Source organism: Streptomyces sp. NPDC058052, from assembly GCF_042885515.1.
GTDB lineage: Bacteria > Actinomycetota > Actinomycetes > Streptomycetales > Streptomycetaceae > Streptomyces.
In genome coordinates, this window is sequence record NZ_JBHVRX010000016.1 from 37,182 (window position 1) to 54,818 (window position 17,637).

A 17,637-nucleotide genomic window follows, 5' to 3' on the forward strand; every position below is an offset into this window, starting at 1 on the left:
GACGGGCTCAGCCGTACCGAAAGCCGCAGGCCGTTCCGGCCTGCGGCTTCTCTCATGTCCGCCCCTGCCCGCGGGCATGACTGATTGCTGACGCAATGGTAAATGCAAGCGTCGTGGACAACTGCCCTCAATGGCTCGGCGCCCCCTAACTCGCCGCTACAGCATCGATTTGGGACACTATCCCCCATTAATGGGTCACATGGTGTTGCCGATCGGTCACTCAGGATGAGACACAGGATGTGACCTCGTTCACATTCGAATCATGACCGAGAGTGTGGATTTGCAATAACGAACGGTCCGTTCGTGGGTGCGACGCACGCCTCGACCTCCGTCAGCTCGCCGTTGGCCGTGCCGTCCAGGCAGAGCCGCCCTCCCTTGTCGCGGAGGTCGACGGCGAACGTGGTGACCGCGCCGGACCGCTTCAGGCCGTGGATCCGCTCGTCGATGTAGCCGAGATCGTTCAGCACCTTCCTGACCTGGGCGGGATCGGGCTTCTTGAGCCGTAGGACCGCCTCGGCCACCCGCTGCTCGTGCTGGACGCCGGCGCACCGGTCGCGGGCGTCGAGCTCCACCTCAGGACCCGCGGTGGGGGTGAGGGGCTCGGTCGCGCCGCCCGGCGGCGGACCCACCGTGGCGCCGGGCGGCGGCTCCACCGGAGCGGTCGGCGCCACGCCCTCCGGGGCGGCCGCGGATTTCCTCTTCGTGCCTGGCGGGGGGCACTCCCGCGCCACCTCGTCCAGCATCGCGCGGAAGGCCGCGTCGCCGCCGGACGGGACGGCGTCGGCGGACGCGCCCCGCGCCGTCCGGGGTGCCGGCTCCGCGGAGCCGCAGGCGGCCAGGGCCAGGGCGGCGAGGGCCGTCACCGCGAGCGTGCGCCCAAGACGGCGCATTGCGGGGTCAACTGCCCTGTTCGGAAGGTGCGTTCGCTTCATGTGCTCAGTCTTGGGACGGGCCCCCGGTGCCACATGAGTACGCGTACTCAACCTCGGCCGGCGGCCGGGCGAACTTCACTGCTGCAAGGAAGCGGAACCAAGTCGGGTTCAATTCCGGCCACTTGTGGACGTGATCAGCGCGGGTCTACGTTCCGCAGCGATCAAGCAGCACACCTACGACACGAGGGGGGAACTCGTGCGCAAGTCAGCTCTGCCTGTCATGGCCGCGCTCTCCATGGCGTTGATGCTCCCGCAGCACGCCGCAGGAGCCGCCGTCATCGAGCAGCCGCGGGCCGCGGCCGCCACGGTCGATCCGCCACTGGCCGACGGGGAGATCCAGCAGGTCGGTCCCGGCCTGTACTCCACCGCGGAGAAGTCCTTCGAGCTGTACGAGACCGATGTGGCCGAGGGCCTCATGGGCCGTACCCACACGGTCACCGAAGGCGCGGACGGGGTCGCCCGGCCCGAGTCGGCGCCCGCGACCCGCCCGGACCAGGGCGTCTTCGGCCCCGGCTGGGAGGCCGGGTTCCTGGGGGGCCAGCTCAACCGCAAGCTGGAGCAGAAGGCCGACTCCGTCGTGGTCACCGACCTCGACGCGAAGGTCTCCGTCGCGTACGCCCTGAAGAGCAGCGTCGACTACCCGAGCGGCGGCGGCGTCAAGAAGTACGAGACCACCACCGGCGACAAGCTCACCGAGACCACCACGTACAACGAGGCGACCGGCGCGCTGGTGACCACCGCCGTCGAGACCCTCGCTCCGGCCACCGGCACCCCGGACACCGACGCGACGGGCGACGAGGACGCCGGCGCGGCCATCGGGACCGCCGTCCTGACGGCCACCTACCACTGGAAGCAGGTCGCTCCGGGCGCCGACAAGTGGCGGGTGACCAGCCTCGGCAACCTGGCCGACGGTGCCACCGCCACGGTCTCCTACGACACCAAGGGCCGGGTCGCCACGGTCGGCGAGCCCGCCACCGCGGACGCTCCGGCGCAGTCGCTGGCGGTCAAGTACTCGACCGCCACCACGGCCGCCGGCTCGGCGCTCGGTGAGTACACGGGCCGCGCGAAGGAGATCACCCTCACGTCGGGTGTCACCGTGCAGACGCTGGCGCGCTACTCGTACGACGCCTCGGGCCTGCTGCGCAAGGTGACCAACCCGGTCGAGAGCACCGACCCGGTCTCGTCCTACGCCTACGACTCCACCGGGCGCGTCTCCGACGTCGCCTCGCCGACCAACGGCGAGTGGGACCTGGCCTTCCCGGCCGGCTCGGAGGAGTCGGCCGTCCCGAACGCCGCGCCCGTCGGCACCGACCTGCCGTCCTCCACCGAGCCCCTGCAGGGCCCGGCCGGCGACGGATCCGCGACCACGCCTCCGGCCGGGGACTTCACCACCGGCGAGATCAACGACCCGCAGGCGTACCCGCGCTACTGCAACCGCGCCACCGAGTGGATGTGGTACCTCAACCGCGGCTGCGTCGCGTGGGCCGCGCACTACGGCTGGCACTGGCCGGTCTTCCGGTACACGCCGACCGGCTTCCGCGTGGCGGGCATCCTCAACGACGGCTGCAGCACCCCCGGCCCGAACATCAGCCGCCCGGGCGGCTTCAACTTCCGCGCCGCGTGCGACACCCACGACTACGGCTACGGCCTGATCGGCAACACGTACAAGGGCTACAAGTACTACCTGGACCGCAGCAAGAAGTCGAACGTCGACAACGCCTTCTACACCACGATGAAGACGCACAGCTGCAAGGCGTACAACTACTTCGTCCGCTGGAAGTGCAACTCCTACGCGTACGTGTACCTCAAGGCCGTGGCCTGGAAGGGCCACCCGAAGAACGGTGCGAACAAGACCTGACCGCAGGTCCCCGCACCGTCCGACGACGCGACGCGCACCCTCCTGACGGAGCACGCCCCCCGGGCGTGACCGGGCCGGGCGGCGAACACCCCTCGCCGCCCGGCCCGTTCCGCCGGGACCCCGCACCCACCGCTCCCCACATCTCCCCGGGCTGTGCCATGTCCGCCTCCCCACGGGTCCGGTCATGACCCGCCCCCTGCTCACCGAGGCCATAGTGAAGAGAACGATCTGGGCGACGGTCGTCATGGCGATGACGGCCGTGACCCTCGGCGCCGCGATACCGGCCCACGCCACCCCGCCGCCGAGCGCCGCGACGGCGGCGGCCGCGGCCGACCCGATCGACCCGCCGCTCTACGAGCGGACCGCGGGCGGCGACAAGGTCCGCGTCAACGTCGTCACGGAGACCCTCGCGGACGTCGCCGACGCGGCGACCGCCGGCGAGACGAAGCAGGAGTTCGAGACCGTACCGGTGGTCACCCTCCAGGTGGACCGGGCCGGCCTCGACCGACTGGCCGCGAAGCCGGGCGTGGTCAGCGTCACCGAGGACCAGGTGGAGCCGCCGACCCTGGACCAGAGCATCCCGCTCATCGGCGGTGACGACGCCGTCGCGGCCGGCAAGACCGGTACGGGCCAGGCGATCGCCGTCCTGGACACGGGCGTCGAGACCGCCCACCCGTTCCTGAAGAACCGGGTCGTCGCCGAGGCGTGCTTCTCGCCGAGCGACGCGGAGAGCGGCATCGTCAGCCTGTGCCCGAACGGCGCCGACGCGCAGGAGGGCACGGGTGCGGCGAACACCGCGGCCGGCCCCTGCGCGACCATGGCCTCCTGCGACCACGGCACCCACGTGGCCGGCATCGCCGCGGGCAACGGCACCGGCGTCACGGGCGCCCCCAAGCACGGTGTGGCGCCCGGCGCCGGCATCGTCGCCATCCAGGTCTTCAGCCAGTTCACCACCGAGGAGTTCTGCGGTGGCGTCGCCCCCTGCGTCGGCAGCTACCAGAGCGCCCAGCTCAAGGGCCTGGAGCACGTGCTGAAGCTCAAGCAGGCCGGCACGCCGATCGTCGCGGCCAACCTCAGCCTCGGCAACGGCCGTTACACCACCGCCTGCGACACCGACCTGCGCAAGCCGGTCGTGGACAGCCTGCTGACCGCCGGCGTGGCCACCGTGATCGCGGCCGGCAACAACGGCCACACCGACGCGGTGAGCATGCCCGGCTGCATCTCCTCCGCCGTCACGGTCGGCTCGACCACCGACGACGACGAGCTGTCCGCCTTCACCAACCGGGGCCCGCTGCTCGACCTGTTCGCCCCCGGCACGGGCATCGTCTCCTCCGTGCCCGGCGGCACCTACGCCGCCAAGAACGGAACCTCCATGGCCGCGCCGCACGTCGCCGGCGCGTACGCGGTGCTCAAGCAGGCGTTCCCCACCAAGAGCGTCGCCGACCTCACGGCCCTGCTGAAGAGCGGCGGCCGGGGCATCGCCTACACCGGTGCCACCACTCCGCGGCTCGACCTCGGCACCGCTCTCGGCGGCGGGGGCACCCCTCCGAAGCCGGCCGGGATGACCGACTTCAACGGTGACGGCGCGGAGGACATCGCGATCTCCGACCCCCAGGCCACGGTCGGCACGGACGCGAAGGCCGGTCTGATCCGCGTCGTGTACGGCGCCGGCAAGGGCACCGCGGAGATCAGCCAGGACCTCGACTGGGTGCCCGGCGGCGCCGAGGCGGAGGACTACTTCGGCGAGACCCTGGCCACCATCGACTGGAACAAGGACGGCTTCACCGACCTGGTCGCCGGAACCCCGAGCGAGACCGTCGGCACCGCCGCCGACGCGGGCTTCGTCGACATCCTGTACGGCGCGGCGGGCGGTCTGGGCGCCGGCACCCTGAAGGTCACGCACCTCGAACAGGGCTCCGGCACCGGCTCGATCGCGGCCTCGGCGTCCGAGGCGGGCGACCGGATGGGCCACAAGATCGCGGCCGCGGTCAACGACGCCGGCCGGCCGTACCTGGTCATCGGCCTGCCCGGCGAGGCGAACGGCACCATCGCGCAGTCGGGATCCGCGTTCTACGTCCACGGCACCACCAGCCTGACGGTGAACCAGGCGACGGCCGGCGTTCCCGGCGACCCGGAGACGGGCGACCTCTTCGGCTGGTCCGTCAGCGCCGACCAGAACTACATCGCCATCGGCGCCCCCAACGAGGCCCTGGGCACCACGGCGAAGGCCGGCGGTGTCGTGATCTTCGACGCCAACCGCTTCACCTCCACCGGCCACCCCCTGCCGCTCGCCGGCCTCGACCAGGACAACGCGGCCATCTCCGGCGGCTCCGAGGCGGGCGACCAGTTCGGGTACGCGCTGGCCATGGCGCCCTTCCGGGCCAGCGGCACGGCGTCCGCGGCGGAGTCGATCCTGGCGATCGGCTCGCCCGGCGAGAGCGTGACGGTCGGCACCGAGGACCGGGCCGGCGCGGGCCGCGTGGTGCAGATCCGCATCAAGCCCGACGGCACCTGGAGCTACCTGCGCGAGCTCAAGCAGGGGACGGCGGAGGACGACGTCTCCGGCACTTCCGAGACCGGCGACCGCATGGGCGAGTCCCTCGCGGCCGTCAACACCGCTCCCGGTTCGGTGAGCACCGTGGCGTCCATGCGGCTCGCCGTGGGAACGCCCGGTGAGGACCTCGGCACCGCGGCCAACGCGGGCGCGGTCCACACGTTCTCGCTGGCCGGATCGGCCGGCCCGAACGACCGCTGGATCGAGGCCGGCGACGGCGACGGCGTCCCCGGCCCGCCCGGCGCCAACCAGTACATGGGCAGGTACATCCACTTCACGGCGACCAGGCTGTACGTCGGCATGCCCGTCGGCCCGCTGGCGACCGGCTCGCTCTACGCGCTGCCGATGTCCAACGTGACCGCGGGCGGCACGGTCGCCTCCACCACCACGTACCGGCCCGGCGCCGGCGGCCTCCCGGCCAACGGCGTGGCCTTCGGCTACGCGGCACGGTAGGCGACGACCCGATGGGAACGGCCCCCGCAGGCCCTGGCCTGCGGGGGCCGCTCCCCGCTTCCGCCGGCGCCTACAGCCAGTCCTTCCGCTTGAAGACCACGTACAGACTCACGCACACCACCGCCATCAGCACCACCGCGAACGGATACCCGCCCGCCCAGTGCAGCTCCGGCATGTTGTCGAAGTTCATGCCGTAGATCGTTCCCACCAGCGTGGGTGCGAACAGGATGGCCGCCCATGAGGAGATCTTCTTGATCTCCTCGTTCTGTTCGAAGCCGGCCTCCGCCAACGCCCGCATCTCCGCGTTCTGTTGCTGGGTGACCAGGGTCGCGTTGACCGTCAGGATCTCCGTGAGGGCCTGGCGGAAGCCGTCGACGCGTTCGCTGGTGTGGGTCACGTGGTCGGCGACGTCGCGGAGGTAGCGCTGGAGCTCCTCGTCGGTGCCGTACTTGGCGAAGCCGGCCATCAGGCCGTGGAGCATGCCGACGAGGGGACGGGTGGCGCGCTGGAACTCGACCATCTCGCGGGAGAGTTCGTAGATGCGGCGGGAGACGGCGGGGTCGCCGCCGAAGACCTCGGTCTCGATCTCGTCGACGTCGTTCTGGACGCCGGCGACGACCGGGGCGTAGCCGTCGACCACCGCGTCCAGGATGGCGTACAGGACGGCCTCCGGCCCGAGGGCCAGCAGGCCGGGGTCGCCCTCCATGCGGCGGCGGACCGCCGAGAGGTCGGGGGCCGCGCCGTGGCGGACCGTGATGAGGAAGTCGGGGCCCACGAAGATGTGCAGCTCGCCGAAGTCGACCTCCTCCTGGGCGTCCAGGTAGCGGGCCGCCCGCAGGACGACGAAGAGGGTGTCGCCGTACCGCTCCAGCTTCGGGCGCTGGTGGGCCTCCAGGGCGTCCTCGACGGCGAGCTCATGGAGGTCGAACTCGGCTGCCAGGGAGTGGAGTTCCTGCTCGGTCGGGCGCTGGAGGCCGATCCACGCCATGCCGTCCGGGTGCTCGCGCAGCTGCCGGTACGTCTCCGCCAGCGTCGCCGGCGACGCCACCTTGCGCCCGTCGCGGTACAGGGTCGCCTGGATCACGCTCGGGCCCCCGGCGGAGGACTCCGGCGGCGCGGGGGCGGGGGACGGCTCCGGGCGGCGGCGCCAGGCCGCGCGGGGGCGGCGGTCGGACACGTGCGTACCTCCGTCGGCTGCTGCGGGTCCCGCCGGACCTCCCGGGGGACGAGCAGGATATATCGGCGGGAATGGGGTGGCCGGAGGCGGGCCGCCGCGCGCGCTCGCCCCTTCAGGACGGAAACTGTCCTCGACGGCTTGTAGCGTCCCCGCATGGACTCGCTTCCCCCGGTCTCCCGCCGCGCCCTGGGCCGCGCCACCCTCGCCCGCCAGCTGCTGCTCCGGCCCGCGCCGCTCGGGCCCGAGGAGGCCGTGCGCCACCTGGTGGGGCTCCAGGCGCAGAACACCATGCCGCCGTACTACGCCCTCGCCGCCCGCCTCGACGGCTTCCGGCCCGAGCAGCTGTCCGCGCTCATGGAGTCCCGGGCCGTCGCCCGGATCGTCACCCTGCGGTCCACCGTCCACACCCACACCGCCCGCGACGCCGTCGCCCTGCGCGCCTTCGCCCAGCCGGGCGCGATCGACCGCGAGCTCGGCATCTTCCGCAAGAAGCTCCCCGGCGTCGACCTCGGAAGGCTCGCCGCCCTCGCCCGCGACCTCGTCGAGGCGGAGCCCCGTACCCCCAGGCAGCTCCGCGAGCATCTGCTCCGGGAGTGGCCGGAGGCCGACCCGCAGGCCCTGTCGGTGGCCGCGCGCTGTCTGCTGCCGCTCGTCCAGGTCACCCCGCGCGGGCTGTGGGGGAGCGGCGGGCAGGTCGCGCTGACCACCACCGACGTGTGGTTCGGGGGCGCGGCGGCGGAGCCCGCCGACCTCGACGAGACCGTGCTGCGCTACCTCGGCGCCTTCGGGCCCGCCTCCGTGAAGGACATGCAGAGCTGGTGCGGGCTCACCCGGCTGCGGCCCGCCTTCGAGCGGCTGCGGTCCCGGCTGGTCGTCCTCCGGGACGAGGACGGCACCGAGCTCTTCGACCTGCCCGACGCGCCCCGCCCGGACGAGTCCGTCCCCGCCCCGCCCCGCTTCCTGCCCGAGTTCGACAACCTGCTGCTCTCGCACGCCGACCGGCGCCGGGTCGTCCCCGACGAGCACCGGGGCCGCACCTGGACCGGCAACCGGTCCCACCGCGTCTTCCTCCTCGACGGCGTCCTCGCCGGCCTCTGGTTCCTGGAGGAGGCCGACGGGCGCGTCAGGCTGACGGTCGAGCCCTTCGGCCGCCTCACCCGAGCCGACCGCGCCGCGCTCACCGCCGAGGCCGAACGGACCCTCCGCCTCACCGGCCCCGCCGACGGCGCCTACGACCTGGCCTTCCGTGCCGGCGCCTGACGGGGCGGGCCGGGACACGCCGTCGCCGGGCCCGGACGCGGCCGGCCCGCCGTCGCCGATGAGCCCGGCCGAGGCGGCGGCCGTGCTGGCCCGCGCCGGTCACCACCCGGGGCGGGACATCGGCGACGAACGGCTCCGGGAGCTGCTGCGGACGGTGAGCGAACGGTTCGCCGAGGAGGGCCACCCCGTCGAGGCGTTCCCCGCCGCCCGCGCCTTCGTCCGCGCGTACGGCGGGCTGCGCCTGCGGATCCCGGGCACCCCGCCCGACACCGTCGGGTTCACCCCGCACTGGATCTACGAGGAGAGCGGCGAGGACGTCGCCGAACTCGCCGCCGCGCTGGGAAGGCGGCTCTTCCCCGTCGGGTACACCACCTTCGACGGGGCCATGATCCTCGTCGACGAGACCGGACGGTTCTTCCTCCTCCACCACACCGGCCCGTACCACCTCGGGAACGACGTCCACGAGGCCGTGGGGCGCCTCCTGCGCGGCCCGAACGTCGAGGCCCGCGCGTTCTTCGCTACGGCAGCGCCCCCGCCCGCCGCGCCGCCACCACCGCCTCCAGCCGGGTGTGCGCCCCCAGCTTCCGCATCGCCGAGCGCAGATAGCCCTTGACCGTCTCCGGGCGCAGCCCGAGCCGCTGCGCCGCCGCCGCGTTCGTCGCCCCCGACGCGACCGCCGCCAGGACGTCCGTCTCGCGCGGCGTCAGGGAGACGCCCGGCAGCGGCGCCGAGGCGCCGGCCGCCGACTCCAGACGGCCGCAGACGGCGAGCAGCCGGGCCCGCAGCTCCTCGTCGGCGACCCGCGGGGCGAGGGCGCGCAGCTCCCCGTAGGCGTGCCGCACCTCCTCCCACGACGGGCCGGGCGCCTCCGCAGGCTCCGCGAGCCGGCTCACCTCGTCCCGTACGGCCAGCGCCTGCTCCACGTCCCGGGCCGCCGCCACCGCCGCGTCGAAGACCCGCTCACCGAGCGGCAGCGCGTCCCGCAGCGCCCCGTACAGCACCCCGCGCACCTGCCGCCGGACGACCACCGGCACCGCGATCACCGACCGCAGCCCCTCCGCCGACACCGGGAGGTCGTACTCGTGGGTGATGTGCCGGGCCACCGGGTAGTCGGTGACCGCGCACGGTCTGGCCAGCGCCAGGCACTTCCCGCCGAGGCCGTTGCCCGGCGAGATCGCCAGGCCCTGGAGCGCCGGGGTCAGCGCCCCGTGCAGCTCGGCGATCCGCAGCGGCCGGCCGCCGTCCATCAGGCCGCCGAAGACCACGGGCAGCCCGCTGCCGCGCCGCAGCCGCACCAGCGCGGCCCGCAGCTCGACCCCCTCGATCCGCTCGGACACGGAAGAACGCCCCTTCCTCCACGCCTTCACCCCCGAACGGGGGTAGTGAGACCTGGGTCACCGATTACACGATGTGCGGGACCGGTCCCGCAACGAGGAGGACACATGACGGCTACCAGCGCGACGGAGGAGTTCCGGACCGCCCGGGACTTCCTGCTCCGGCACCGCGAGGACTACGAGGCGGCCCGCGACGGCTTCTCCTGGCCCCGCCCCGACCGGTTCAACTGGGCGCTGGAGTGGTTCGACGTCATCGCCGAGGGCAACGACCGCACCGCCCTGCACATCGTCGAGGAGGACGGCTCCGAGGTCAGGGTGAGCTTCGCGGAGATGTCCGCCCGCTCGAACCGGGTCGCGAACTGGCTGCGCGCCCAGGGCGTCCGCGCCGGGGACCGGATCATCGTGATGCTGGGCAACCAGACCGAGCTGTGGGAGACCATGCTCGCCGCGATGAAGCTGCGGGCCGTCGTCATCCCCGCCACCCCGCTCCTCGGCCCCGCCGACCTCCGCGACCGGGTCGAACGCGGCCGGGCCCGCCACGTGATCGTGCGCGCCGAGGACACCGGGAAGTTCGCCGACGTGCCCGGCGACTACACCCGCATCTCGATCGGCGGCGACGGGGTGAACTGGCTGGGGTACGAGCACGCCGCCGGCGAGCCGGACGTCTTCGAGCCCGACGGCGCCACCCTCGCCCACGACACCCTGATGCTCTACTTCACCTCCGGCACCACCGCCCGCCCCAAGCTCGTCGAGCACACCCACACCTCCTACCCGGTGGGGCACCTGGCGACGATGTACTGGATCGGGCTGAAGCCCGGCGACGTGCACCTGAACATCTCCTCGCCCGGCTGGGCCAAGCACGCCTGGTCCAACCTCTTCGCCCCCTGGAACGCCGAGGCGACCGTCTTCATCCACAACTACACGCGCTTCGACGCGGGCCGGCTGATGGACGAGATGGAACGCCACGGCGTCACCTCCTTCTGCGCCCCGCCGACCGTGTGGCGGATGCTCATCCAGTCGGACCTGAGCCGGCTCACCACCCCGCCCCGCGAGGTCGTCGCCGCCGGCGAACCGCTGAACCCCGAGGTCATCGAGGCGGTGCGGCGCGGCTGGGGCGTCACCATCCGGGACGGCTTCGGGCAGACCGAGACCGCCGTCCAGGTCTCGAACAGCCCCGGCCAGCGGCTCAAGGAGGGCTCCATGGGCCGCCCGAGCCCCGGGTACGCGGTCACCCTCGTCGACCCGGTCACCGGTACCCCGGACGTGGCGGAGGGCGAGATCTGCCTCGACCTCTCCGCCCACCCGGTCGGTCTGATGACCGGCTACCACGGCGACCCGGACAAGACGGCGGAGGCGTTGGCCGGCGGCTACTACCGCACCGGCGACATCGGCAGCCGCGACGAGGACGGCTACATCCACTACGTGGGCCGGGCCGACGACGTCTTCAAGGCGTCCGACTACAAGATCAGCCCGTTCGAGCTGGAGAGCGCGCTCCTGGAGCACGAGGCCGTCGCCGAGGCGGCCGTCGTCCCCGCGCCCGATCCGCTGCGGCTCGCCGTCCCGAAGGCGTACGTCGTCCTCGCCGAGGGCTTCAAGCCGGACGCGGAGACCGCCCGCGCCCTCTTCGCCCACTCGCGCGCCGTCCTCGCCCCGTACAAGCGGGTCCGCCGCATCGAGTTCGCCGAGCTGCCGAAGACCGTCTCCGGCAAGATCCGGCGGGTCGAGCTGCGCCGCCTCACCGCCGAAGGCGCCTCCACGGGCCCGGAGTTCACCGAAGGGGACCTGGCATGACCGGCACGGAGCTCTCGTACGCGCACGGGGTCGCGGACACCCCGCTCCTCGGCGACACCATCGGCGCCAGCCTCGACCGGGCCGTCGCCGCCTGGCCCGACCGCGAGGCCCTGGTCGACGTGGCCGGCGGACGCCGCTGGACCTACGCCGAGTTCGGCGCCGAGGTCGACCGGATCGCGGGCGCGCTGCTCGGCAGCGGCGTCCGCAAGGGCGACCGGGTCGGGATCTGGGCGGTCAACTGCCCCGAGTGGGTCCTCGTCCAGTACGCCACCGCCCGCGTCGGCGCCGTCATGGTCACCATCAACCCGGCCTACCGCGCCCACGAACTCGCCTACGTGCTGCGCCAGTCGGGGACCTCGCTGCTCTTCGCCTCGCTCGCCCACAGGACCAGCGACTACCGGGCGATGGTCGAGGAGGTCCGCGGCGCGTGTCCGGAGCTGCGGGAGGCGGTGTACTTCGGCGACACGAGCTGGGAGGCGTTCACGGCCCGCCCGTCCGGGGGGCTCGTCCCCGCACCGCTCGCCGCCGACGAGCCGGTGAACATCCAGTACACCTCGGGCACGACCGGCTTCCCGAAGGGCGCCACCCTCTCCCACCACAACATCCTCAACAACGGTTATTTCGTGGGCGAGATGATCGCCTACACCGAGCGCGACCGGATCTGCGTACCGGTGCCCTTCTACCACTGCTTCGGCATGGTGATGGGCAACCTGGCGGCCACCTCGCACGGCGCGTGCATCGTGATCCCGGCCCCGTCCTTCGACCCGGCCGCGACCCTCCGCGCCGTCCAGGAGGAGCGCTGCACCTCCCTGTACGGGGTGCCGACGATGTTCATCGCGGAGCTGAACCTCCCGGACTTCGCCGCGTACGACCTCTCCTCCCTGCGCACCGGCATCATGGCGGGCTCGCCGTGCCCGGTGGAGGTGATGAAGCGGGTGGTCGCCGAGATGAACATGGCGGAGGTGTCGATCTGTTACGGCATGACCGAGACCTCCCCGGTCTCCACCCAGACCCGCCGCGACGACGACCTGGAGCGGCGCACCGGCACCGTCGGCCGGGTGCTGCCGCACGTCGAGGTGAAGGTCGTCGACCCGGCCACCGGCCTCACCGTGCCGCGCGGCACCGCGGGCGAGCTGTGCACCCGCGGCTACAGCGTGATGCTCGGCTACTGGGACGAGCCGGCGAAGACGGCCGAAGTCGTCGACGCGGGCCGCTGGATGCACACGGGCGACCTGGCCGTGCTGCGCGAGGACGGGTACGTCCAGATCGTCGGCCGCATCAAGGACATGATCATCCGCGGTGGTGAGAACGTGTACCCGCGCGAGATCGAGGAGTTCCTGTACGGGCACCCGAAGATCGCCGACGTGCAGGTCGTCGGCGTCCCCGACGAGCGGTACGGCGAGGAGATCCTGGCCTGCGTGATCCCGCGCGACCCGGCCGACCCGCCGACCCTCGACGACCTCACCGCCTTCTGCCGCGACCGCCTCGCCCACTACAAGGTCCCGCGCCGGGTCGAGATCCTCACCGAGTTCCCGATGACGGTGAGCGGCAAGGTGCGGAAGGTGGAGCTGAGGGAGCGGTTCGGCACGGCCTGATCCGGAGGAGACGGGACAGGGCCTAGCAGGCGGGCCGGCCCGTCAGGTCGCGGCGCATGCAGACGCGGGGCCAGGCCGCCAGGCCGTGGGCGGCCTCGGCCGTGCTGATGGCGCGCAGACCGTCGGTCAGGGCCGGGTCCGTCTCGGCGAGGGGGCGGAAGCCGAGGCGGGAGTAGTACGGGGCGTTCCACGGCACTTCGGTGAAGGTCGTCAGGGTCAGGGCCGTCAGGCCCTCCTCCCGGGCGGCCGACGCCAGGTGCTCGATGAGCGCCCGGCCGACGCCCCGGCGGGCGGCCTCGGGGTGCACGGAGACCTGCTCGATGTGGGCGGCGCCGTCGACGGTGTCCGCGAGGAGGTACGCGACGGGCCGGTCGGTCCCGTCGACCGCCACCCAGGCCCGGCCCGCCGCGCGGTACCCCTCCAGCACGTCCAGCGGGAGGGGTTCGTCGTCGGCGATCGCCGTCATGCCGAGGGTGCGGAAGGGTTCGCCCGCCGCGCGCTCGATGGACTGGAGCAGCGGGAGTTCGGCCGGTGCGGCCACTCGGATGCGCATACGCCAGTATGGCCCCGGCTCACCGTCCGCCGGAGGCGCGGCGGTCGAGCAGGCCGCCGTCGCGGGAGAACCGGGGCAGGAACAGGGCCAGCGCCGGGTCGCCGTACAGCGCCACGTACAGCCGGACCAGCCGCCCGTCCGTCACCTCGTGCCGCTGCTCCGGCAGCGGGTGCCGTTCCCGCAGCTCGGCCAGGAGCCGCCGGGCGGCCCGGGTCGCGGGCGGCAGCCGCAGCAGGGCGAGGGCGGCGAGGAGGACCGGCGCCCCGAGGGCGAGGGCGGGCAGGAGCCCGGGTCCGTCCCCGGTGGCGGCGGCCGCGAGGAGTCCGGCCCCGAGCGTCGGCGGTGCCGCGGCCAGCAGCAGCCGGGCCGCGCGGTGCCGTCCCGGCGGCCGCAGCAGCCCCGTCCGCCCCAGCTCGGCCCGCAGGCCGTCGACCGCCCGGCGCGCCTCGGGGCGCAGGGCGAGCGCGCGCAGGGCGAGCGCGTTGCGGAGCGAGCGGTGGACGCCGAGCTGGACGGGGTCCCGGGTCCGGCCCGGCCCGCCATTGGCCCGAATCGTGTGTTTGCGCCCGGCCGCGACCGCACCGTGCTGGTGCAGCGCCACCAGCGCGACGGTCACCGCCGCGCGCCGTCCGCCGCGCAGCAGGGCCAGCGCCTCCGGCCCGGGCACCGCCCTGGCGGAGCCCCCGCCCTCACCTCGGCCCCGTGCGCGCAGCAGCACCGCCGCGGCGAGCACTTCGGCCCAGGCGGCCACGGCCGCCGCCACGCACCACCATGTCCCCGTCCCCATGCCGTCCACCCCCAGGGTGTTTCTGCCCGGGGGACCGTGATCATCACGCGTGGATGGCCGGATCCGTTCGCTCAAAGGGCGTGGTCCGGATCAGACGGCGCCGCCCGAGGTGAGTTCGTCGGCCGCGTTGTTCACGGGCTGCGGGGTGCCGGTGAGGTCGAGGACGAAGAGCGGCAGCCCTATCTCGGCGGCGCGCGAGCGCGCCTCGGGGGTGTAGCCGGCGAGCGAGAAGAAGATGCCCACGGCGGAGGCGCCGAGTCCGTTCAGCCACAGGCACTCCACGGCCCGCAGCCCGGCCGGCCGGGTGCTGGGGTCGACCTGGGCGACGAGCCCGGGACCGCGCAGGTCCACCCCGGCGGAGTGCCGGTCCTCCGGCTGGACGATCTCCCGGAACCCGAGCCAGTGCAGGTAGGTGGCCGCCGCGGCGACCGCGTCCTGCGCCGTCCGGATCGTCACCGGCCGGAACGCGCCCCGGGCGGGGGCGGGCCGGGGCGCGGTCGGCGGCAGCGGGATGTGGACGGGGTACCGCTCGGCGAAGGACCGGGGCGGGTTCCCGAACCAGTCCGAGACGGGAGCGGCGGGCCGTTCCTCCCCGGCCTCCCCGTCCGGGACGGCGACCGGCCCGGCCGGACCGGCGCCGGGCCCGGCACCGGCGGATCCGTCCGTCGCGTGCGCCGGGGAGCCGTGCGACTCGGAGCCGTACCCCTCCTCGGGGCCGTCCCCCTCCTCGGTCCCGGTCTCCGGTCCGGGGACCGCGGTCTCCGGCCAAGGGGTCGCGGCGTCCGGTCCGGGGGCCACGGCGTCCGGTCCGGACGGGAAGGTCTCCGCTTCCGCCGTCACGGCCTCCGGCCCCGGAGCGGCACCCTCCGCGCCGGGGAACACGCCCTCCGCGCCGGGAAACGGGCTCTCCGCCCCGAGGTCCACGCCCTCCGCCCCCGTCCCCTCCCGCGCGGGGTCCGGGGCCACCGGGATCCGCAGGACGGCGCCGCAGGCGCAGCCCAGTTCCGGCTGCGGCCACTGGTCCTCGCGGCCGCAGGCGCGGCAGCGCACGGTGACCCAGTCGTCCAGCCAGGTCCGGTGCCGGACCGGTTCGGCGGTGGCGTCCGGGAGGAGCCGGGGGGCCACGGGGTTTCCGCAGGGGCAGGGGTAGGCGGGCGCCGCGTAGGCATGGCTCCGCCGGCACTCCGGGCAGCGCACCGATACCGATTCACCCACACCGAACCCCCTCTTCCCGTGCGCCCATGGTCCACCCATCCGGCCGCTCGGGGGTGCGACTTCGGCCATCGGGGAGGGTCCGCCGGTGCCCGTCTGGTGGGCGGTCCCTTGACGGCTTCCCGACCCCCACCTACATTGCTTCCGTATAGCAGAACAGTTCTTCCGCATTACGGAAACAGGATCGGGCGGCCCGCCCGGAACCTGCGACCGACCGGCCGAGCAGGAGCACTCCCATGCCTCGTATGACCGCCGCCGCAGCGGCCGTTGAGATCCTCAAGCGCGAAGGCGTCACGAACGCGTTCGGCGTGCCCGGCGCGGCGATCAACCCCTTCTACCGCGAGCTCAAGAACGTCGGCGGCATCGGCCACACGCTGGCCCGCCACGTCGAGGGCGCCTCCCACATGGCGGAGGGCTACACCCGCGCCAAGGCCGGCAACATCGGTGTCTGCATCGGCACCTCCGGCCCCGCCGGCACCGACATGATCACCGGCCTGTACTCGGCGATCGCCGACTCGATCCCGATCCTCTGCATCACGGGCCAGGCCCCGGTCTCGAAGCTCCACAAGGAGGACTTCCAGGCCGTCGACATCGCCTCGATCGCCGCCCCCGTCACCAAGAAGGCCACCACCGTCCTGGAGGCCGCGCAGGTCCCCGGCGTCTTCCAGCAGGCGTTCCACCTGATGCGCTCCGGCCGTCCCGGCCCGGTCCTCATCGACCTGCCGATCGACGTCCAGCTCACCGAGATCGAGTTCGACCCGGAGACGTACGAGCCGCTGCCGGTCTACAAGCCGCGGGCCACCCGCGCCCAGGCCGAGAAGGCGCTCTCCTTCCTCCTGGAGGCCGAGCGCCCGCTGATCGTCGCCGGCGGCGGCATCATCAACGCCGACGCCACCGACCTCCTCGTCGAGTTCGCCGAGCTGACGAACATCCCGGTCATCTCCACCCTCATGGGCTGGGGCACCATCCCGGACGACCACGAGCTCGCCGCCGGCATGGTCGGCGTCCAGACCGCGCACCGCTACGGCAACGCGACCTTCCTGGAGTCCGACGTCGTCATCGGCATCGGCAACCGCTGGGCCAACCGCCACACCGGCTACAACCTCGACGCCTACACCGCCGGCCGGAAGTTCGTCCACGTCGACATCGAGCCCACCCAGCTCGGCAAGATCTTCGCCCCGGACTACGGCGTCGCCTCCGACGCCAAGGCCGCCCTGGAGCTCTTCGTCGCCATCGCCAAGGAGTGGAAGGCCGAGGGCAAGCTCCCCGACTTCACCGCCTGGGCCGCCTCCGCGCAGGACCGCAAGGCCACCCTCCAGCGCCGCACGCACTTCGACAACGTGCCGATCAAGCCGCAGCGCGTCTACGAGGAGATGAACAAGGCGTTCGGACCGGAGACCCGGTACGTCACCACCATCGGCCTCTCCCAGATCGCCGCCGCGCAGTTCCTGCACGTCTACAAGCCGCGCCACTGGATCAACTGCGGTCAGGCCGGCCCGCTCGGCTGGACCATCCCCGCCGCCATCGGCGCCGCCACCGCCGACCCGGAGACCCCGGTCGTCGCGCTCTCCGGCGACTACGACTTCCAGTTCATGATCGAGGAACTGGCCGTCGCCGCCCAGCACAAGGTCCCCTACGTCCACGTCCTCGTGAACAACGCCTACCTCGGCCTCATCCGGCAGGCGCAGGGCGGCCTCGGCATCAACTTCGAGGTCAACCTGGAGTTCGAGAACATCAACACCCCCGAGATCGGCGTCTACGGCGTCGACCACGTCAAGGTCGCCGAGGGCCTCGGCGTCAAGGCGATCCGCGTCACCGACCCGGAGAAGCTGGGCGAGGCCCTGGAGCAGGCCAAGAAGCTGGCCGTCGAGCACCAGGTCCCGGTCGTCGTCGAGGCGATCCTGGAGCGCATCACCAACATCGCCATGAGCAAGACCGTCGACATGAGCGACGTCACCGAGTTCGAGGACCTGGCCACCGAGCCGGGTCACGCGCCGACCGCGATCAAGCCGCTCGCGGTCTGACCGACCGGATCCGCCCGCGCCCCTCGTCCACGTCACGGGTGCGGGCGGGCCCGCCCGGGGCTCCATCCCCGGGACGACGTGCCTGGCAGGCCCCATCCCGCCGGGCA

13 protein-coding genes are annotated in these 17,637 nt (G+C 73.2%); 7 read left to right on the forward strand and 6 right to left on the reverse strand.

What is annotated here, in order from left to right:
* Positions 1-260: 260 nt before the first annotated feature.
* Entirely contained in the window at positions 261-890 is a 630-nt protein-coding gene (locus tag ACFVU3_RS22130; RefSeq protein WP_390068558.1) for a hypothetical protein, read from the reverse strand.
* Between the two features lie 238 nt (positions 891-1,128).
* Between ACFVU3_RS22130 and ACFVU3_RS22135 the strand changes: the two genes are divergently transcribed.
* Both ACFVU3_RS22135 and ACFVU3_RS22140 read left to right on the forward strand, forming a co-directional pair.
* Positions 1,129-2,790, forward strand: coding sequence for a phospholipase A2 (locus ACFVU3_RS22135; RefSeq protein ID WP_390068559.1), 1,662 nt, complete (start codon positions 1,129-1,131; stop codon positions 2,788-2,790).
* A gap of 184 nt (positions 2,791-2,974) precedes the next feature.
* Positions 2,975-5,797, forward strand: coding sequence for a S8 family serine peptidase (locus ACFVU3_RS22140; RefSeq protein ID WP_390068560.1), 2,823 nt, complete (start codon positions 2,975-2,977; stop codon positions 5,795-5,797).
* A 70-nt stretch (positions 5,798-5,867) separates the two neighbouring features.
* On the opposite strand, the gene ACFVU3_RS22145 is transcribed toward ACFVU3_RS22140, so the two are convergent.
* Positions 5,868-6,974, reverse strand: a complete 1,107-nt coding sequence (locus ACFVU3_RS22145; RefSeq protein ID WP_390068562.1) for a magnesium and cobalt transport protein CorA — start codon at positions 6,972-6,974, stop codon at positions 5,868-5,870.
* A gap of 153 nt (positions 6,975-7,127) precedes the next feature.
* Here ACFVU3_RS22145 and ACFVU3_RS22150 point away from each other — a divergent pair, with 153 nt between their 5' ends.
* On the forward strand, positions 7,128-8,234 hold the full coding sequence (locus ACFVU3_RS22150) for a winged helix DNA-binding domain-containing protein (RefSeq protein ID WP_390068564.1): 1,107 nt from the start codon (positions 7,128-7,130) through the stop codon (positions 8,232-8,234).
* On the forward strand, positions 8,221-8,847 hold the full coding sequence (locus tag ACFVU3_RS22155) for an SUKH-3 domain-containing protein (RefSeq protein ID WP_390068566.1): 627 nt from the start codon (positions 8,221-8,223) through the stop codon (positions 8,845-8,847). Before ACFVU3_RS22150 ends, ACFVU3_RS22155 begins: the two co-directional genes overlap by 14 nt.
* On the opposite strand, the gene ACFVU3_RS22160 is transcribed toward ACFVU3_RS22155, so the two are convergent.
* Positions 8,753-9,571, reverse strand: a complete 819-nt coding sequence (locus tag ACFVU3_RS22160; RefSeq protein ID WP_390068567.1) for a LuxR C-terminal-related transcriptional regulator — start codon at positions 9,569-9,571, stop codon at positions 8,753-8,755. The genes ACFVU3_RS22155 and ACFVU3_RS22160 overlap by 95 nt on opposite strands.
* A gap of 105 nt (positions 9,572-9,676) precedes the next feature.
* Between ACFVU3_RS22160 and ACFVU3_RS22165 the strand changes: the two genes are divergently transcribed.
* Both ACFVU3_RS22165 and ACFVU3_RS22170 read left to right on the forward strand, forming a co-directional pair.
* The gene (locus tag ACFVU3_RS22165; protein WP_390068569.1) at positions 9,677-11,359 is read left to right on the forward strand and encodes an AMP-binding protein; all 1,683 of its coding nucleotides are present in this window, start codon (positions 9,677-9,679) and stop codon (positions 11,357-11,359) included.
* Complete coding sequence (locus ACFVU3_RS22170) at positions 11,356-12,954, forward strand: AMP-binding protein (protein ID WP_390068571.1); 1,599 nt, start codon at positions 11,356-11,358, stop codon at positions 12,952-12,954. Before ACFVU3_RS22165 ends, ACFVU3_RS22170 begins: the two co-directional genes overlap by 4 nt.
* A gap of 22 nt (positions 12,955-12,976) precedes the next feature.
* Here ACFVU3_RS22170 and ACFVU3_RS22175 read toward each other — a convergent pair whose 3' ends face one another.
* The 3 genes from ACFVU3_RS22175 to ACFVU3_RS22185 form a co-directional block, all read right to left on the reverse strand.
* Entirely contained in the window at positions 12,977-13,507 is a 531-nt protein-coding gene (locus ACFVU3_RS22175; RefSeq protein WP_390068572.1) for a GNAT family N-acetyltransferase, read from the reverse strand.
* 19 nt (positions 13,508-13,526) lie between these two features.
* Complete coding sequence (locus ACFVU3_RS22180; protein WP_390068574.1) at positions 13,527-14,294, reverse strand: TIGR04222 domain-containing membrane protein; 768 nt, start codon at positions 14,292-14,294, stop codon at positions 13,527-13,529.
* A gap of 90 nt (positions 14,295-14,384) precedes the next feature.
* Positions 14,385-15,419 (reverse strand): hypothetical protein, encoded by a 1,035-nt coding sequence (locus ACFVU3_RS22185; protein ID WP_390068576.1) that lies wholly within the window; start codon positions 15,417-15,419, stop codon positions 14,385-14,387.
* A 323-nt stretch (positions 15,420-15,742) separates the two neighbouring features.
* Between ACFVU3_RS22185 and gcl the strand changes: the two genes are divergently transcribed.
* Entirely contained in the window at positions 15,743-17,530 is a 1,788-nt protein-coding gene (gene gcl, locus ACFVU3_RS22190; RefSeq protein ID WP_390068577.1) for a glyoxylate carboligase, read from the forward strand.
* Positions 17,531-17,637: the final 107 nt, after the last annotated feature.